Origin of the sequence: Pseudoalteromonas sp. SWYJZ19, assembly GCF_015864375.1 — a bacterium.
Taxonomy (GTDB): Bacteria; Pseudomonadota; Gammaproteobacteria; order Enterobacterales; family Alteromonadaceae; genus Pseudoalteromonas; species Pseudoalteromonas arctica.
Genome location: NZ_JADYXI010000011.1, coordinates 100,001 through 118,071, shown reverse-complemented (window position 1 = coordinate 118,071; position 18,071 = coordinate 100,001). Strand labels below are relative to the sequence as shown.

18 protein-coding genes and 2 pseudogenes are annotated in these 18,071 nt (G+C 37.6%); 13 read left to right on the top strand and 7 right to left on the bottom strand.

Annotated elements, in window-relative coordinates:
* Position 1: 1 nt before the first annotated feature.
* From I6F45_RS12525 to I6F45_RS12515, 3 genes are all read left to right on the top strand, one after another.
* Positions 2-940, top strand: a complete 939-nt coding sequence (locus I6F45_RS12525; protein ID WP_197160677.1) for a class I SAM-dependent methyltransferase — start codon at positions 2-4, stop codon at positions 938-940.
* A complete protein-coding gene (locus tag I6F45_RS12520; RefSeq protein WP_197160675.1) occupies positions 941-1,621 on the top strand; it encodes a tRNA (adenine(22)-N(1))-methyltransferase TrmK in 681 nt (226 codons plus the stop codon).
* Between the two features lie 101 nt (positions 1,622-1,722).
* Positions 1,723-2,745: a hypothetical protein gene (locus I6F45_RS12515; RefSeq protein ID WP_197160673.1), complete on the top strand. Its 1,023-nt coding sequence runs from the start codon at positions 1,723-1,725 to the stop codon at positions 2,743-2,745.
* A gap of 4 nt (positions 2,746-2,749) precedes the next feature.
* Here I6F45_RS12515 and I6F45_RS12510 read toward each other — a convergent pair whose 3' ends face one another.
* The gene (locus I6F45_RS12510) at positions 2,750-2,992 is read right to left on the bottom strand and encodes a hypothetical protein (RefSeq protein ID WP_197160671.1); all 243 of its coding nucleotides are present in this window, start codon (positions 2,990-2,992) and stop codon (positions 2,750-2,752) included.
* A 208-nt stretch (positions 2,993-3,200) separates the two neighbouring features.
* Between I6F45_RS12510 and I6F45_RS12505 the strand changes: the two genes are divergently transcribed.
* Positions 3,201-3,650: a methyltransferase family protein gene (locus I6F45_RS12505; protein WP_197160669.1), complete on the top strand. Its 450-nt coding sequence runs from the start codon at positions 3,201-3,203 to the stop codon at positions 3,648-3,650.
* A gap of 86 nt (positions 3,651-3,736) precedes the next feature.
* On the opposite strand, the gene queC is transcribed toward I6F45_RS12505, so the two are convergent.
* Entirely contained in the window at positions 3,737-4,393 is a 657-nt protein-coding gene (gene queC, locus I6F45_RS12500; RefSeq protein ID WP_007583902.1) for a 7-cyano-7-deazaguanine synthase QueC, read from the bottom strand.
* A gap of 145 nt (positions 4,394-4,538) precedes the next feature.
* Between queC and queE the strand changes: the two genes are divergently transcribed.
* Together queE and I6F45_RS12490 are read left to right on the top strand one after the other, a co-directional pair.
* Positions 4,539-5,204 (top strand): 7-carboxy-7-deazaguanine synthase QueE, encoded by a 666-nt coding sequence (gene queE / locus I6F45_RS12495; protein ID WP_197120016.1) that lies wholly within the window; start codon positions 4,539-4,541, stop codon positions 5,202-5,204.
* Positions 5,205-5,489: 285 nt separating this feature from the next.
* On the top strand, positions 5,490-6,233 hold the full coding sequence (locus I6F45_RS12490; protein ID WP_197160667.1) for a class I SAM-dependent DNA methyltransferase: 744 nt from the start codon (positions 5,490-5,492) through the stop codon (positions 6,231-6,233).
* Between the two features lie 375 nt (positions 6,234-6,608).
* Here I6F45_RS12490 and I6F45_RS12485 read toward each other — a convergent pair.
* Positions 6,609-6,944 (bottom strand): annotated as a pseudogene (locus I6F45_RS12485) (transposase); the annotation flags it as partial.
* An 868-nt stretch (positions 6,945-7,812) separates the two neighbouring features.
* On the opposite strand from I6F45_RS12485, the gene I6F45_RS12480 reads away from it, so the two are divergent.
* From I6F45_RS12480 to I6F45_RS12465, 4 genes are all read left to right on the top strand, one after another.
* Positions 7,813-8,118: a DUF1330 domain-containing protein gene (locus I6F45_RS12480; RefSeq protein ID WP_197160663.1), complete on the top strand. Its 306-nt coding sequence runs from the start codon at positions 7,813-7,815 to the stop codon at positions 8,116-8,118.
* A gap of 53 nt (positions 8,119-8,171) precedes the next feature.
* The gene (locus tag I6F45_RS12475; protein WP_197160661.1) at positions 8,172-10,694 is read left to right on the top strand and encodes an antibiotic biosynthesis monooxygenase; all 2,523 of its coding nucleotides are present in this window, start codon (positions 8,172-8,174) and stop codon (positions 10,692-10,694) included.
* A 135-nt stretch (positions 10,695-10,829) separates the two neighbouring features.
* Positions 10,830-11,654: an acetolactate decarboxylase gene (locus I6F45_RS12470; protein ID WP_331460652.1), complete on the top strand. Its 825-nt coding sequence runs from the start codon at positions 10,830-10,832 to the stop codon at positions 11,652-11,654.
* A gap of 161 nt (positions 11,655-11,815) precedes the next feature.
* Positions 11,816-12,655 carry a nuclear transport factor 2 family protein gene (locus I6F45_RS12465; protein WP_165740070.1) on the top strand — a complete coding sequence of 280 codons (840 nt, stop codon included), beginning with the start codon at positions 11,816-11,818 and terminating at the stop codon, positions 12,653-12,655.
* A 64-nt stretch (positions 12,656-12,719) separates the two neighbouring features.
* On the opposite strand, the gene I6F45_RS12460 is transcribed toward I6F45_RS12465, so the two are convergent.
* Positions 12,720-13,355: an NAD(P)-dependent oxidoreductase gene (locus tag I6F45_RS12460; protein ID WP_197160657.1), complete on the bottom strand. Its 636-nt coding sequence runs from the start codon at positions 13,353-13,355 to the stop codon at positions 12,720-12,722.
* A gap of 119 nt (positions 13,356-13,474) precedes the next feature.
* On the opposite strand from I6F45_RS12460, the gene I6F45_RS12455 reads away from it, so the two are divergent.
* The 3 genes and pseudogenes from I6F45_RS12455 (at position 13,475) to I6F45_RS12450 (ending at position 15,574) form a co-directional block, all read left to right on the top strand.
* Positions 13,475-14,371 (top strand): LysR family transcriptional regulator, encoded by an 897-nt coding sequence (locus I6F45_RS12455; RefSeq protein WP_197160655.1) that lies wholly within the window; start codon positions 13,475-13,477, stop codon positions 14,369-14,371.
* A 273-nt stretch (positions 14,372-14,644) separates the two neighbouring features.
* Positions 14,645-14,794, top strand: a pseudogene (locus I6F45_RS21540) (LysR family transcriptional regulator); the annotation flags it as partial.
* 36 nt (positions 14,795-14,830) lie between these two features.
* Complete coding sequence (locus I6F45_RS12450; protein WP_269435521.1) at positions 14,831-15,574, top strand: substrate binding domain-containing protein; 744 nt, start codon at positions 14,831-14,833, stop codon at positions 15,572-15,574.
* A gap of 541 nt (positions 15,575-16,115) precedes the next feature.
* Here I6F45_RS12450 and I6F45_RS12445 read toward each other — a convergent pair.
* The 3 genes from I6F45_RS12445 to nfsB form a co-directional block, all read right to left on the bottom strand.
* Positions 16,116-16,586, bottom strand: coding sequence for a carboxymuconolactone decarboxylase family protein (locus I6F45_RS12445; RefSeq protein ID WP_197160653.1), 471 nt, complete (start codon positions 16,584-16,586; stop codon positions 16,116-16,118).
* A 61-nt stretch (positions 16,587-16,647) separates the two neighbouring features.
* The gene (locus I6F45_RS12440; RefSeq protein WP_197160651.1) at positions 16,648-17,280 is read right to left on the bottom strand and encodes a putative quinol monooxygenase; all 633 of its coding nucleotides are present in this window, start codon (positions 17,278-17,280) and stop codon (positions 16,648-16,650) included.
* Positions 17,281-17,347: 67 nt separating this feature from the next.
* Positions 17,348-18,016 (bottom strand): oxygen-insensitive NAD(P)H nitroreductase, encoded by a 669-nt coding sequence (gene nfsB, locus I6F45_RS12435; RefSeq protein WP_197160649.1) that lies wholly within the window; start codon positions 18,014-18,016, stop codon positions 17,348-17,350.
* Positions 18,017-18,071 lie beyond the last annotated feature (55 nt).

Genomic DNA, 18,071 nt, shown 5'->3' with positions numbered 1-18,071 from the left:
AATGACAGCAAACTTTACTCCTCTTATTACTGCGCTTAAAGATGCGCCAATTTTAAAAAATGAACTGTGCCGTGTTTTTCATGGTCGAGGCCACAGTGTTGAGGCGTTAAGTCATATTAATTTAGACTTTTATCCGCCAAGTTTGTTTTTGGTTTCGTACGACGAAATTGACGAACAAACACTAAGCGAGCTTACCGATGTTGTGTGGCAGTGGGCACAAAAAAACCAGCCAGAACTTATTACGTCACTTGTTTATCAGCAGCGCGCTGGCGTACAAAGCCAAAACACCGTGGTTTATGGGCAATTACCTAACCCGCATGTTGTAACCGAAAACGGCATTCGTTTTTTGGTTGATTTACAGAGCCGCCAAAATACCGGAATATTTCCCGATATGCGCAGCGGCCGTGAGTTTGTAATGGCTAATAGTAAGCATGGCAAAGTGCTTAATTTATTTTCGTACACGTGTGGGTTTTCGCTTGCAGCCATGCAAGGCGGAGCGGATCATGTAATGAACATGGATATGAGCAAAGGCGTACTTAAAGTCGGTAAGCAAAACCATCAATTAAATGGTTTTGAGCGCGGCGTGAGTTTTTTACCTCATGATATTTTAAAGTCGTTTGGAAAACTAAAAAAAGCAGCCCCGTTTGACTTAATAATAGTTGATCCGCCAAGCTTTCAAAAAGGCAGCTTTATTTTAACTAAAGACTATCAAAAAGTGCTGCGCAGGTTGCCAGAGCTACTTTGCGATACCACACAATTGTTATTGTGCGCTAATAGCCCAGAGCTTAGCGAAGAGGCGTTTAAGGCGTTAATAAACGAGCACACCCAAGGCGCAATTGAATTTGTTGAGCGCCTAGCCCCTACCGAGCGTTTTATTGAAGTAGACAGCGACAGAAGCTTAAAAGCACTTATCTACAAAACGTCACAAATACCTGATTAAATGAAGCTCAGCAAACGCCTAACTGCCATTGATACATTAATTTCGCAGCATCACGATATTATTTGGGATTGCTGCTGCGACCATGGTTATTTAGGCATGGCGCTATTAAAACGCGCAGCTGCAAACCAGGTTATTTTTGTAGATATAGTCGCCACTTTAATGAACGACCTAGAAGCGCAATTATCATCTATAAATAAATTACAAAAAACCTGTAATAAAAATCCGCAGTGGCAGGTCTTATGTCAGGATGTAGGCAAAATTGAAATTGCTCAAAGTAAAAGCCAAGTAGTTGTAATAGCAGGTGTTGGCGGTGAGCTGTTGTTAAGTTTAATACAACAAATTATTGCTAATAACGTAAGTGAGCATTTAAATAATGTTCGTTTTATTTTGTGCTCAGTGCATCACACTTATAAGTTGCGAGTCGGTTTAAAACAATTAGGTTTAGGGCTTGTAAGTGAGCAAATAGTTTACGACAACAAACGTTTTTATGAAGTGATTGAAGTGAGCTTTAGTAGCAATAATGAGATTAGTCACACCGGTAATAAAATGTGGGACTTTGCGAGTAGAGAACACGCTATGTATCAGCGCCAACTCATAAATCATTATAATAAAATGATCAATAAAGATAAGCCATACTATCAAAAAGTTATAACAGACTATCAAGAACTCACCGATAGTTAAAAAAGCCCGAAAGTAGGGCGTACATGTGATCTAATTACGACATTGACGACGTAATGTGTTCATAGTTTATATCGCACAACGCGAGTTTATTTGGTTTATTTATGTCAGATAACAAGAGTCACATTAATCATTTGCTTAGTAATGAGCAAAAATGGCAACACAGTTACGAGCAACCTATTTCTTATGCACCCCTTGTGCAATTGGCTAATAGTAGCTGGGTAGTGCCACAACATTTTTTACGTTACAAGCACACGCTTGAAAGCGTAAACGAAGTGCTTGATAGTATAGAATTTTCGGCTCACTTTAGAGTGCTTGCTGCACAAAAAGGTGAAGAAATTTACCTGCAAGTAGCAGTGCTGAGCCCAGATAACTATCAAAAAAGTGCATCTATAAATGAAGGTAAAGCCAAAAAGCTATTATTTGGCAGGCGCTGGATAGTAGAGGAAAACTTACCTACTTCAGAGCTTATTCAAACTGCATTTTTAGCGTTAAAAGTAGCGCGTGAGCATGAAGTAAGAGAGCTATTTCAGTTAACGCAAAGCGGCGCAACAAGCACGCCATTTAATAACCATCACGACTTACCTGTTATGGCGCAAAACCCTGAGCTTGTTAAAAGCGCAAGTGTTGAAAGCCAAGTTGATGAAGTGCTTAAACGCATTGTATTTGCAGGAAAAAGTATTGAGCTTAAAAGCCAGCAGCAAATAGCAGAACAACATTTATATACCGTTGAGCTTTTGTGTGAAGATTGCCAACTTAGCGAGTTTAATAACAAAACTATTTCGTTTTTAACAGCAGACTCATCTGCTAATAGTTTTTTACATGGCTTAATTGCGGCATTGGTAGCTACAAGTAATGACTACGTAAACGAGCAATTTAAGTACAAAGATTTTGCTCGCTTTAGTAAACACGTTGCGGTTGAGCAAATAGGTAACTTAAGCATTGCTATGCGCTCGCCAAGTACCGTAGGGCTTTGCTCTATGGGTAAGCAACATGCTAACCAGTTAAACTTTGAGATAGACAGCGGGCGAGCACCACAGGGCTGCGGGCAAGCTATTGGTGGGTTTTTAGCTGCACATGGTATTGAGCAGCCAGAAAACGCGCATTTATATCCAAATTATTTATAACAATTTAAAGCTTATTAATTTCATCTTTAACACTAAAGCTTGAATCAGTAACAATAGCTTCAAGTGTTTGTACACGCTCTTTTAATGCAAGCACTTGTGCGTTTGTTTCAGCTAATTGTTTGTGAGCATCGCTGTTGTTGTTTTGCATTTTATGCTTAAACTCAAGATGCTTTTTATACATATCGTAAAGTACCCCTGAGCCAACCGAAATTAGCACAATAAGTACAATCATCGTAGTTCCAGACATAATCTCATTCCTTATCATTTTATTATTCGTTTATGGTTAAAGTATAACCTTTAAGTGCTTTTGATAAAGCTGATAATTGTAACTTAATTTGTATACATTATTTAAGTTCAGCTTTGAGTGTGTTCATCATTTATACACTTTAGATATTGTTTAATAACGTCAGTGTCTCCATATAATAAACATACTTTAGCCAATACAGTGAGTTGCCATGTTAAATAATAAAATACCTCCCGTTATTGTTGTGCTGTTTTTTGCAGGCATAATGGCGCTTATTGCGCATTACAGTGTTATTGATTTCACCGCCTTTATTACCTACTTAGCAGCAAGTTTGGTCATTATAGGGTGTGTTTTTTGTATTGCAGGTGTGGCGAGCTTTAAACTAGCAAATACCACGGTAAACCCTAATAAACCAGAGCAAGCGTCAAAACTTATTACTAGCGGCATTTATAAAATCTCACGTAATCCTATGTATGTGGGTTTTGCATTTATTTTAGCTGGGTGGGGTATTTGGTTAAGTTCCTTGTGGGCACTTTTATGTATTATAGGGTTTATTGCGTATTTAACGTTTTTTCAAATAATACCTGAGGAGCGTGCGCTCACTAAATTATTTGGCGAAGAGTTTACCGCCTATAAAGCGCGCGTAAAACGCTGGTTGTAATCTCTACGTTAAATTAAACAAACAAAAAAGGCTATCGATGATAGCCTTTTTTGTTTACAGCAATTGTATTACTAATTAATTGCTGCTTATTCGTATTCTAACGGGTCTGTAATGTTATTTAGGGCAAATGCTTCAAGACGTTCTTGGCACGCGCCACATTTACCACAGGCCTTTTCACGGCCGTTATAACAAGTCCACGTTTGGCTGTAATCTAAACCCATTTCAATACCGTCGGTTAAAATACCAATTTTAGTATTGTTTAAGTATGGGCTAAAAATTTCTACAGCGTCGTAGTTAGCAATACGACACACATCATCCATTTTTTGCACAAATTCAGGACGGCAGTCAGGGTAAATAGCATGATCCCCAGAGTGAGCACCGTAATAAACTTGGCCAGCTTTAAGCGATACCGCGTAACCAACAGCAAGCGAGAGCAAAATCATATTACGATTAGGTACAATCGTACTTTTCATGCTTTCTTCTTCGTAATGGCCTTCAGGTACATCAATATCATCAGTAAGTGATGAGCCACCAATAAGTTGGTTAATCGCCGAAATATCAACAATCTTATGCGGAACGTTTAATTTTTCACACACACTTGCCGCCACTTTAAGCTCTTTTACATGACGCTGACCATAGTCAAATGATAGGGCATATACATCATGGCCTTGTTGCAGGGCTTTATTTAATACGGTAAATGAGTCCATACCGCCGGAATAAATAACAACTACTTTTTGCGTCATATCTGTTTTGCTCTTAGTTTTAATAGAGGTTTATATCAGGGCGCGATATACTACACGCCCGCAGCTTAAATAACAATTTTTGCACAGCGCTTTTTGGTTTTTTAATAGTAGCAATTTGGCTGCTAGGTAGTAAGTGAGATCTCTTTTGTACAAAATTAATGAAGTGTTTGAAACCATTCAAGGTGAAGCTAGTTTTACTGGCACACCCTCAATATTTTTACGTTTGCAAGGCTGCCCAGTAGGCTGCTCTTGGTGCGACACTAAGCAAACGTGGGATGTTGATAATGTATATAAAGTATCGCTGGATGAAACCGTAGAAAAAAAAGCCGACTCTGATCATTGGGCTAACGCCAGTGCAGAGCAAATTTTAGCGTTGTTTCAATCGCGTGGTTATACCGCAAAGCACGTAGTAATTACCGGCGGCGAGCCATGCATGTTTGATTTAAACCCAGTATGTAACTTATTACACGAACACGGCTTTAGTACACAAATAGAAACCAGCGGTACGTTTGAAATACTCGCCCCAGAGCAAACATGGGTAACGGTATCGCCAAAAATTAATATGCGCGGTGGTTATGAAGTACTTACCAGCACAATGAAGCGTGCAAACGAGATTAAACACCCCGTTGCTATGCAAAAGCACGTAGAAGAGTTAGAAGAACTATTTGTTAAAACAGGTGTTAACCCAAAGCTTGTTTACTTGCAGCCAATTAGCCAAAAAGTATCGGCAACCAAATTAGCAATCGACACCTGCATTGCCAAAAACTGGCGCCTATCTATACAAGTACATAAGTATTTAGGAATTAGTTAAAGCGCAGTTTAAAGTGATAGTACGTAGGTTGGGTAGAGCGTAGCGAAACCCAACGAACCTCCTATTCCACACCGTTTTATAACAACGCTCTATAATATTTAAATTACGTAGGTCGTGTACTTAGCTCGGATAACCGAAGCGCCATCCGACAACTCTAAATTTTATAGCCTGAACTTTATAACCTAAGATTACATCTACCTAAAAGCTCATATCTTCTTCGCTAATAGCCATAACTAGTTTACTATGCGCGACTCAAAATATGTTACTACAAACCACTAGGCTTATATGTCCGCTAATGCGCTTTACACCGACCTTTCTGATTACTACGACTTAATGTGCGCAGATATAGATTATCAAGCCCAAAGCAATTCTATTCACCGGCTGCACCAAATTTTTGGTAATGGCGCAAATACCCATCTCGATTTAGCATGTGGCACCGGCCCGCATGTACGCCACTTTATTGATTACGGCTATAAAAGTAGTGGGCTTGATTTAAACCAACCAATGCTTGATAAAGCAAAAATTCGCTGCCCAGAAGCGCAATTTTCGTTGCAAAACATGAGTGAGTTTAAGGTAGCCGAGCAACTGGATTTAATTACCTGTTTTTTGTATTCACTGCATTACTGCGACAGCATTGATAAGTTAAAAGAATGCCTTGCCAGCGTACACAGTGCATTAAATACAGGTGGAATATTTTGCTTTAACGCCGTTGATAAAAACAAAATCGACAGCGATTCATTTGTAGAGCACACCGCAACAAGTGAAAATAGCTTATTCACATTTCGCTCTGGCTGGCACTACAGCGGCACAGGCAATAAACAGCTATTAAAACTCAACATAGAAAAAACCACCGCAGACAAAACACTCGTATGGCACGACGAGCACCCAATGGTTGCTTTTAGTTATACCGAGCTTAAAGAAGCCTTAAAGCCGTACTTCGAAATCCACATATTTGAACATGACTACGACAAAATAACCCCATGGGCACAGCGCTCAGGCAACGCCATTTTCGTCTGCGTAAAAATTTAAGACAAACACGTATGTTGGGTAGAGCGCAGCGAAACCCTACGACATCCAACGATCTTAAATGAACCCTCACTCCCCACGCCTCCAATAAACCAGCATTATATATTTGAAAACGTAGGTCGGATAAGCGCAGCGCCATCCGACACACTAACGTATTTGAGTTTCGGCGAATATAAACAGCTAATTAATTATGATGTATGAAGTCAATATTTGAGCCTTTTGGCTTTATCTTTGGTTTTAAAACAGTGGCCATATTTTATTGACCACTACAGTCCACAAAATCTGTTAGAGGGTCATGACGCCTTCTGTAATTATAAAATTGGATATAATTATAAACTTCATTTACTGCCGATTGATGATTTATAAAACTAATATCATTTAGTCTTTCTTTAAACTTCTAAAAAATCGTTCCATTACTGCATTATCCCAACAGTTTCCTCGACGGGTCATTCTCTCTGTCACCTGGAGTTTAGCTAATAAATTTCTAAACTCAAATACTGAGTATTGAACACCTTGATCAGAATGGAACATTAACAAGTTAGTCTTTGGCTTCTCACGTTTTATCGCATTCATTATGGCATCTTTCGCTAATTGACCATTAGGTGATTTTGATATGGCATAATCAACAATTTCCTTCGTCCATAGATCGAGTGCACAAGCTAAGTAACTCCAAACTTGGTGTGTTGAAATATAGGTAATATCACCCATCCAATGTGTATTATTATTTTCAGGATAAAACTATCCCTTGAGTAAATTCGGAGCGTATTTATGCTCCTGGCTTGAGTTTGGGTAGTAATGTCTCTTCTTTGGCTGTATTGCCACTACATTGACTTTTACCATTAAACTCGCTGTTTTATGTAGTCTTAGCTTATGGCCACGACCATTGAGTTCAGCTTGAATTCTACGTTTGCCATAACTATTGCTATACTCATTCGAGATAGCCTTAATCATTGTGATAATGTTTATGTCGACTAAGTTCGGTAGCGCCGACTTGTAAGAATAACTACTCATACTGACGTTAAATACATCGCATAATTCGGCACACTATATTTTATGCATGCTTTCTTCGTGTCTTATATTAGTTTAATTTTTGATTGTCGCATATTCAATCTTCTGCGCAGGACTGACTGTAATTTTTTCTTTATAGTCATTTTGATATTTTAGATTTTTTCTTATTTTAAGCTATAAACCTCTACAGTTTAACTTGACCAATACAAATATTTATATTGGCTGTAGGCTGATATAAATTGAATGTTTTTATTTCACTATCAGTGAAATATCATCTCACTCTCATAAGAATATAGCTTTCCATTTAGCGGCTTTATCGTTCATCATCCTACCGACTTTACTTGAAAATAATTTAATCATTAAGGAAGTATTTTTCCATAATGATTGGATGGTTAAACTATTTCTCTTTGTTAATAAAAAATCTACTATATATCTATTGACGTAATAGTCCTTAATTCGTGAAGTAATAGACTAACTTCAGACTGAACTTTAATAACACCAACCCGAATAATTCAATTAGTGCCTGTCATTAGAGGGGATATCTAAATTTTCAATATAGTTAAGGAATTGAAAGATGACTGCTTATTTTATTGCTACTTACGATATTGCTGACCCTGTGCAATATGCTCAATATAATCCAGGTTCAAACCATATAACAGGGAGTACTGTAGCTACTCATGGTGGTGAAATTATCGTTGCAACTAATGATGTTCTTAGATTACAAGGTTCTGAAACTGCGATTAAAGTGATTATTCAATTCCCAAGCCGTGAAGCCGCACAAGCATGGAATAACGACCCTGGTTATGCTGCAGCAAAAGCGATCCGTTTAGATTCCACAGCAAATATAAATACATTTATTGTAGATAAGCTGGAGCCGTAAGTAGTTATACAGTTAATAATCAACAGGTTGAAATAAATGATTAGGAAGTAAAAATGAAAAGAATAATAGCGTTTTTGATAATAACGTTGCTATGTAGTCAGATATTAACAGGCTGTGATTCAATAAACTTGCTTGTAGATGATATGCCAACCGTGCAAAGCAATGACTTTTCTTTAACAAAAAAATGGGAAACTTCAGGGTTTAAAATGCCTGAATCAGTATTTGCTTCATCTGAACATCCATGGCTGTATGTATCTAATGTTAATGGAGCCAATCCCGGCTTTATTAGCCGTGTGGCCAAAGATGGAACAATTGATAATCTAAAATGGGCAACGGGATTCATGGCGCCTACGGGGTCAGATTTATATCAAAATAAATTGTATGTAGCTGATGTAAAACAGTTACATGCTATTGATTTAACAACCGGAAAAATTACGCAAAGCTTTACTGCTGACGATGCCTTATCACTAAATGATGTATCCATTGACCAGAAAACAGGCGACGTTTACATATCAGACGTGCCAGGTGGTAAAGTTTATCGTCTAAAAAACAATAAACTATCACTTTGGTTTGAATCTCCTAAGATCCCTTATCCTAACGGTATCTTGGTACAAGGTAACACCTTAATTGTAGCGAACTACGCCGTTAAAAACGGTAAGGGATTAATGCGTCAAAAGTGGGGGGCAGACGATTTAGGCACCTTATATAAAATAGATATGGCGACTAAAGCCCTAACGGCAATTCCATCTTCAGCGAAAAAAGGCGGCTATGATGGTGTTATTGAATTTAATGGCGTGTTAATGGCGAGCAGTAACCCAACAGGCCAAATTCTAACCTTTGATAATAACCAAAGCTTTTTAATTGATGCCACTGATAAAGGCGTTGCAGATATAAATACCGACGGTGAAACGATTTATGCACCGTACTTGTTTAACAATAAGTTAACTGCTTATTCAGCGGTTCCATGGGACAGAGTTACCACCAAAAATGAGTACTTAGAAAAAGGTGCTGACAATTACTACGGCGATGCGGATGGGATGTCTATAGCAACGCATGACGGTATTATCAAAGGTCTATTTGCGGGGGTGCAACTAACGGGAACTTGGGACTGGAAAGGTGAATATTTCTGCAGAACTAGCATATTAGGCACAATGGACCTTGGTTCTGATTGTATTCAGATTGATGTAACGGACAACAAAATGCGACTGACCTTAGAAAAAGGAACAGGCATGTCTGTCGTTTATGATAAAAAGCCCAAAAACGATGAAATCACAATTTTATCCACGTTTAAAATCAAACCAGAGAAAATTGAGCTGTACAAAAAAGAGATGCTTGGTAATCAAGACGTTGTCCGTAAAGAAGGTGGCACGTTGGAAATGAAACTATTTCAAGACAAAAACACCACGGGTAACTTTTTTGTTTTTGGTCGTAATGCGGGGGCAGCATCATTGGAATCTCATTCAGAAAATGTTGAAGACCGAGGTATCGCTGAGCGTGTTGAATCGGCGTTAGTTGAAGCGCCTAAAACGCTGTTTCTGATTAATCAGGCGCCGTTACTAACTCAGGATGTGGAAGTCTACAATGTCGAGGAGGACGATGTTCTATTGTTCTTTATCTTCGATGTTAAGGAAACACATCGCGATGCATTATTAGAACAACTGCGTATACACACCAAATTGACACGTCAGGAAGAAGGTAATATCCGTTTCGATTTTTACCGTTTAAAAGGCAGTGAAAATACCATTGTACTGCAGCAGCAATGGCAGAATGATGCGGCGGGCGCATTTCATCGTGAGCAAGATTACACCAAGAAAACAGATGAAATGATGACTCAAGCGATTGGTGATTTAAAGCAGTTGGAGTTTTTCGTTAATCAGGTCGAAACGATAAATGCAGATGCGCAAGCTATTAATAGCAAAACGAATAGTGATAAAGAGGAAAATACTAGGATTCAGATGGTAGGCAGATTTCAGATGCAAGAAGAAGGGCGTGCTAAATTTAAGGCCGCTATGTTGGATGTTGTTAAGGGCACCGTAAATGAGCCAGGAGCCCTTGGAATTCGTATGTTTGAAGACGTAAATAATCCAGGCTTGGTTTTCGGGCAAGAGCGATTCAAAGACTTTAGTGCCGTTGAGTATCACCGAAAGCAACCCTATGAACTTGCTTTGATCGAGGTTGCAGGCACGGCCTTGTCGGCCGCTCCAGTTGCATTTGTATTTGGCCCTGCTGTTGTAGAAGAAGTGCGAGCAGCCGATGAGCGAAAAGTTGACCCAAGCGAGCTTTATGTGGTGGCGATTTTTGATATAAAACCAGATCAATTCGATCGTGTTATAGAGCAATATAAAAAGCAAATTCCTAATGTCCGAGAACATGAGGGAAGCATTTCCTTTAATGCCTTCACTGTACTTGATACCCCAAACCAGCTAGTCGTCATCGAATGGTGGAAATCAGCTGAGGTGGCACGTGCGTTCTCCACTACAGATCCGCTTTCTATCGAAACAGGGAAGGTTCTGACGGAATCTCTTGAACGGCCTATTCCTGAATATCTACATGAGTTAAGAGAAGTAAACCCTTAAATTGGTAAGTTGGCCATGACATCGGCATGCCGGTGTCATGGGCTGACTGTAGTTTGAGAACTGCACATCATTGATTAATAACCACAATATTCTGGCATTAACTACAAATAGGAACACTATGAACATACAAAAAAAATTCTAGCGCTAATAAGCGTAACTGCCATTTTAGGTATTTCAAGTAATACAATCGCAGGGGAATCGAAAACGGATTCACATACACATACTCACAGCACTCTCAATAAAGGCAAAGCAATCGAGCAATACGGTTTACCTATTACGTTAATGAATACCATTTACGAAGGTAATATCACAGCAAAAGAAATGAAAACCCTAGGCGATATCGGCGTGGGTGTGAGTAACCATCTCAATGGCGAGTTAACGGCTATTGATGGTGTGGTTTACAGTATTGCCGCTGATGGTACATCAACAGTAGCACCTGATAATTTACAAGCGCCATATATGTCGATGGTAAAATTTGAACCCACACATTCAATTACGGTTAAGGGCATTACCTCATTTAAAGCGCTGTCTGATGTTATTTCGGCTGAAATTGAGTCGGTTAATAGTTTTTATGTATTCAAGGCAAAGGGCACTTTTGAGCTTGCTCGCTTAGCATCGGCTCACGGCGTTGAAGATGAAGATGTCGATTTTTTTAAATATTTAGGCAGTCGTCAAATGTATAACCTAGAGCAGACCAAAGGGACGTTGGTCGGTATTTACACGCCTGACTACTTAGGCACGATTAGTATTCCTGGTTTACATTTTCATTTTCAAAATGGCGATAACACAGTCGGCGGTCATCTTGAAGATATTCGCTTTGATGAAATGGAATTTGAAGTACAGGAGTTTGATCGAATCAATTTGGCTCTGCCTAATGTTGAAGAATTCCGAACGAAAAAAATGAAGATGATCAAACCTCCTTCAGGATCAGGTTCAGGAGGAACAAAAGACAGTAAATAATGTTAGCTATTGCTATCGATACGCATTTATTTCATCGCTTAGCGCAAATGTAATTAACTAAATATGCTGCATTAATATGCAAGATGATGCAGTAAGAATAGGTTCAATAAATCAAGTCTACTTGCTAAAAGTAGACATTAAAATTATTACAGGATTAACACATGAAAAAATCAATTAAATTTACCTTAAGTCTAATAGTGACTGCTGTTATCACACTTGGCTCACCATTGGCCATTGCCCAAGATACAGTAAAAGAGCAGTCTTTAGAGTTACTAAATAAAGGCTTAGTACAGGGTGATATCTCTTTTATTAAAGAGAATGTAGCCGAGGGTTATATTCAACATAATCCAGGAGCACACGATAAGCTAACAGGGCTACTAGGTTTTGTTGGCTATCTAAAAACACTAGATACGCCGCTCAGTTACCACCCTAAACGTGTACTTCGAGAAGGTAATCTCGTATTGGTTCACAGTGAGGTTGTTTTAGGCAGCAAACTAGCTGTATTTGATTTATTTCGTATTGAAAACGGCTTAATCGCGGAACATTGGGACGGGATTCAAGAAATGCCGGTTAAAACGGTAAGTGGTCGCAGTATGGTAGACGGCCCTACAATGATTAAGGATATTGATAAAACGAAAGAAAACAAAAAAATAGTCATACAATTCGTAACCGATGTATTGGTGAACGGTAAAGGTGATAAACTTAGTCAATATATAGGAGAGGTTTACCATCAGCATAATCCAGGGATTGCAGATGGCACTAAAGGTTTACTTGATTTTATGGGGAGTCTTGCTGAGAATAAAACGTCTTTTGGGTACACAAAAATTCATAACGTGGTTGCCGAAGGCAACTTCGTGTTCACTCAAAGTGAAGGCGATTTTGGCGGCCAACCAACGGCCTTTTACGATCTTTTCCGTGTTGATAATGGGCTGATAGTTGAGCACTGGGACAGCATTCAGGCGATTCCATCTAAAATGGCTCACGAAAATGGTATGTTCTAAATAGTATTAATCCTTACAGTGATCTGTTCTTATTAGGTCACTGCAAGGATTATTTTTTCAGCTATTAATAAGCGACACCAATGCGCTTATTATGATGCTGTGACTTTTCAGCCTCATCGATCAATGCCACTGCATAATCTTCAACAGAAATTTTACTATTACCTTGGTCATCACTCAGTAATTGCTCTCCACCTACACGATAAATACCTGTACGTTCACCGGGGAAAATTTCAGCCGCAGGACTTACAAATAACCAATCTAGTGTACTATCACTATTGCGAAAAACGTCTAATGCCTGACCCTGAGCAATCGCTTCGTCTTTATATTCAGCAGGAAAGTCTGGAACGCTAACGAGTTTAACACCTGGAGCTACCTCTAAACTTCCGGCACCACCCACCCAAATTAGACGCTTAACATCCGATTTTGGTAGCTCTTTCAATAAACGCTGTGCCGTACTCGAAACTATTTCATGATTACTTTTTGCTCGACCACCAATAGCCGCAATAACGATGTCAGCATCGGCAACAGCGTCTTTAATACTTCCATCAGTAAGTAAATCAAGAGGGTGTGTGGTAACACCTTGTTTTTCGATATTCTTTGCGCCACGACTAATTGCTATAACTTTATGATCTCTGTTTAAGGCTTCATTCATTAATGTAGAGCCAATCCAACCTGTTGCACCAATAATTGCTATTTTCATTGTATTCTCCAAAGTTTGTTTCATTTATTTAAGATGTCGTTATTATGAATAAATCTATTACTGTAATAAATACGCATTTAAGCACATGATTATTACAGATATTGAAATAAAGGTTTTTTATGGATAAGTTTGAAGCACTACGCAGTTTTGTTGAAGTGGCAAGTACCGGTAGTTTTACTGATGCAGCAGAGCAATTAGACTTGAGTCGTGTAAAAGTAACACGGCATGTTAAGGAGCTAGAAGACTGGCTCAATATTCGTTTACTACATCGTACAACGCGTAGTGTTAGTTTAACCTCGCCAGGTCGAGATATTATGCAACATTGTGAACGCATTTTAAGTGAGGTATCTGGTTTGGAAAGCTTAGCCCGTAGCCATAATGAAGAGCTTATTGGTGATATCCGTATTGCTACGCCCATAGGGCTCGGACAAAACCTGCTTTACGAGGTGGTTGCCATGTTTACCGCTTTACACCCAAAAGTTAGTATTAAATTAGTAATGTCGGACAAAAATGCATTGTTAGTTGAAGAACACATAGATGTTGCTTTGCGGTATACCGACCAACCCGATGAAAACCTCATTGCTCGTCGGTTAATGAGTATTGAAAGTGTATTATGTGGCTCAGCAAGGTACCTCAAAAATCATGATAAAATAAACCACCCAAAACAGTTAAGTGAGCATAATTGTTTGGTACATTTATCTCAAAATAGTTGGACATTTATTGAAGATAAAAAATATCACTCAATCCCTGTAACTGGCAGTATTCAAGCAAATGACCTCGGTGTTTTGATAAAAGCAGCCATTAATGGTGTCGGTCTTGCATATCTTCCCTGTGACTTAGCAAATCCTTCGCTAGAAAAAGGTGAGTTAATACATTTATTACCTGACATATCTTTACCTACAATGGCACTTTGGGCTGTATATTTGTCAAGAAGCTACCAGCGACCTGTTGTCAGAGCATTTATCGATTTTTTGGCTGAACAATGGCAAGAGGATGCTAAAGTTGCTCGTACATAAATGAATCATTGTCATAATGTTGTTCAACCGGTAGCTGAACGAACTTAATTAATATCTTGATTTAGTCGAACCGCTTATTTATGGCGCCTATCAATATCTATTTTTAGGCTTTGTAGCCCTTCAGATTCAATTAATAAGTGAACCGAATAATAAATCACTCTCAAGCGGGCATTAAAATCTCTTTAAAAAAGAGTTACTTCAGTTATTATATCATTTACTATTTGGGTTGGAGAATAAGAGCTATATGTCTATCAAAAATCTCAATTATCATTATTTCTTGATGTTGTTCAGCAGGGTTCTTTTGCCAAAGCTGCTGCACTTCACGATATGGATAATTCATCTTTATCAAAACAAATTAAAAAACTTGAAACCAGTTTAGGTATTCAATTATTAAATCGTTCTACTCGTTCATTTTCTTTAACACCAGCAGGAGAGGAAATACTTATACAGGCACAATCATTGATTGGAACATTAGATCAAATTAAAAATATTGCTGATTCATATCATAAAACACCTAAAGGTCATATTAGAATCACTTCTTCAATCGCCTTTGGCCAAATGTATTTACAGCCTGCTATTTCCTGTTACCTAAAAAAATTTCCGGATATAAAAATAACACTTTCATTAGACGATAAAAAAAGTGACATTATTGCCGACCATTTTGATTTAGCTTTTCGAATTGGAAAGCTTGCCGAATCAAACCTTATTGCAAAAAAAATAGCAAAAACAAATTTCGTCATTCTTGCTTCTGAAGAGTTCGTTAAGGTACATGGACAGCCGAAAACGCCAGAAGAACTTATCGCATTACCAGCAGTTATATACAGTAACGGTGATGTAACATTAGATCAAATGCAGCTAAGTGAATCACCTACTAGTGATAAATTTAACATTTATAGAATGAAAGGAAATTATAAAGTCAGTGATGTTAAATCGATGATGGGCGCTGTTAAAGACGGAATTGGCTATACCATGCTTGATTTATTTAATTTGGAACAACCAATAAATGTATCAAAATTAGTACCTTTATTAACCGATCATAAAATATCTATGATGGATACTGGCATTTACGCTGTTTACCCACATAGAAACCAAACACCATTAATTACTGAATTTATTGACATATTACAAACTAATATTGGCGAGCCTCCATTTTGGGAGAGTCACGTACCAAATTATAAAAAGCTGTATAATCTTAATAAATAGGAAAGTATTACAATAAATATTTTTGTTCGTTTAAGTCTTTCTTTTCAAAACTTAAATTAACATGTTCGTTAAGTTGAATATGAGCCTCCTCGAGTGTTATATCAATACTCTGAAGGTTATCTTGCGGCTTTTACAATTGTAGCACCATGAAAATGTACTGTTTCGCCTTGTAAAATAGCACTACCATACAATAAATTAGTATTGAAATTTACATGTAAGGTAAAATAATCACCGTATTCCTCTTCAAACCAAGCAACAAGGAAGGTGTTTTTTTCAACTTCAAATGCAGTGTAAGGAAATGGTCCCCACCATGTATTGGGTTTTGATCCTGTTAAAAAACGATAACTGACACCTGATTTTTCGAATTTTACGTTATATGATCAACCGCTAGTGTAGTTGTATGTAATAGAAGTTCCATCAAGAGTACGTGTTGGCGATTTCAGTTCATCAGCAAATGTATAAACAGACATCAAGACTAAACAAAGTAAAATAGTTAATTTATGTATCATTTTCATTATAAAATCTCCTTGATTGAAATGAGTTATTTTACACGCTGAATTAGCACTTCTTTCAATGCTAAAGTGCCGTTTATTGCCGCAGGAAAACCTGCATAAGCACTTGTTAATATCATTATTTCGGCTATTTCTTCTTGAGTAACCCCTACATTTAATGCTGCATTAATGTGTGCTTTAAGCTGAGGCTGGGCATTTCCTAAAGCCGCTAAATTAGCAATTATGATCATTTCTTTGGTTTTTACTGCCAATATCTTACGACTAAGTAAGTCTCCAAAGCCATATTCTATTGCATACTTTGCAAGGTCAGGTGAAACATCTTTCAGTGCATTAACTATTTTTTCACCTGAGCCTTCACCGTTTATTTCATTTAACCGTTTAATACCTTCTGTAAATCGTTCTGAGATAGGTTGAGTCTCAACTAACGATTCAGCATAGGCGTATACACTAGTAACCTTACATAAACTTAATAACAAAACAGTCAAAAAATATATTTTCATAGAATCAACTTTACAAATTTATGCCTAGTAATAAAATTATTTAACAAACGGTTAGAAATGATTAAAATTCAGTTACAAAATTCATGTATTGCTCTAATTCACCCACAACAGCTTCATTCATCAGTTTTCCAGTCTCTACTGCATAAGGTTGATTGAAGTGAATATCCCAAACATCTGACTCTTTACGCCAATGTTCATAAACAGCAAACGTATCATCTTGCCCTTCAACGGTATACAAATCGAAAATAATATTACCTGCTTCTTGTGCTCTAGTGCTGGGTACATGTATTTTAAATTGATTTAATATTTTTTCACGGTAACCTGGCTTTATCTTAAAAATGAAGAAAATAATAAAGGTATCATCTTCTTCATTAGCACTCTTTGGGTTGTTTTCATGTAAAGGACTTGGCGTAGTATCGTTTAACTCCATGACTAACGGCGCAGATTGAGCAGATGTTTCAAGTAAATTTAATAACGTTTTAGTATAAGGTTGAGATAAATGATGTGTTAATGCTTCATTATTTTTAAAGCGTTCATATGCAAAAATAATATTGGGTTGTTTTTTGTCTTGAAATAAACGCAACTCAAGGCATCCATCATCATTTTTTGAACCACGTTGGTCATTAAGAAGTGCCTCTTTAAATTCTTCAATTTTTTCCAACTTAATATCAAACTTTACTATTTGAGTAATCATCTAAAAAATCCTATTAGTTTTTGTCGTAATAATACTTTATGAGCTTTCTGATAAAGCGATGTTAAGTCTAAACTTCCGTTAATATATCTGAGTAAGGTAAACGTGATTTTGGTAGTAATGCATTAAAGTCGTTTTCAGCATCACTGTAACCCAGTGGTACAACACATATGCTAGAAAAACCTTTTTCACGTAGACCAAATTCTTTATCTAAGGTATCAAGGTCGACCCCTTCCATTGGCGTAGAATCAATACCTAACGCTGAGACACCCAATAAGAAATGTCCTAAGTTCAAATAAACCTGCTTGGCCAACCAATGAGGAACATCGTTAAATTTTTCTTTATGAACATTAATAAACATTTTACGTCCACCGTCCATTTTTGCTTTAAACACTTCAGGGTCAGCATCAAAACGCCCGTCTTTTTCTTCTTGAGCTAAAAGGCTTTGTAAGTATTCTTCTGGAGTATCTAATCTGCTCGCAAATACAACAACATGAGATGCCTCGCGAATAGAATTACTATTGAATGGATAAAGCACATCAGTTGCTTTAGCGATTCTATTTTTACCTTCTTCAGTAGAAGCTATTACAAAGTGCCAAGGTTGTGCATTAACACTTGATGGGCTGTAACGTAATAACTCTTTAATCTTTTCAATATTTTCTGCTGATATTTTTTTACTTGAATCGTAAGCTTTAACTGATTGTCTTTTTTTAGCATAATAAGTGATATCGTTATTCATATTCAAATCTCTATAGTTGTCGTTATTATTAAAATAATAGGTAGTAATAAGTGTT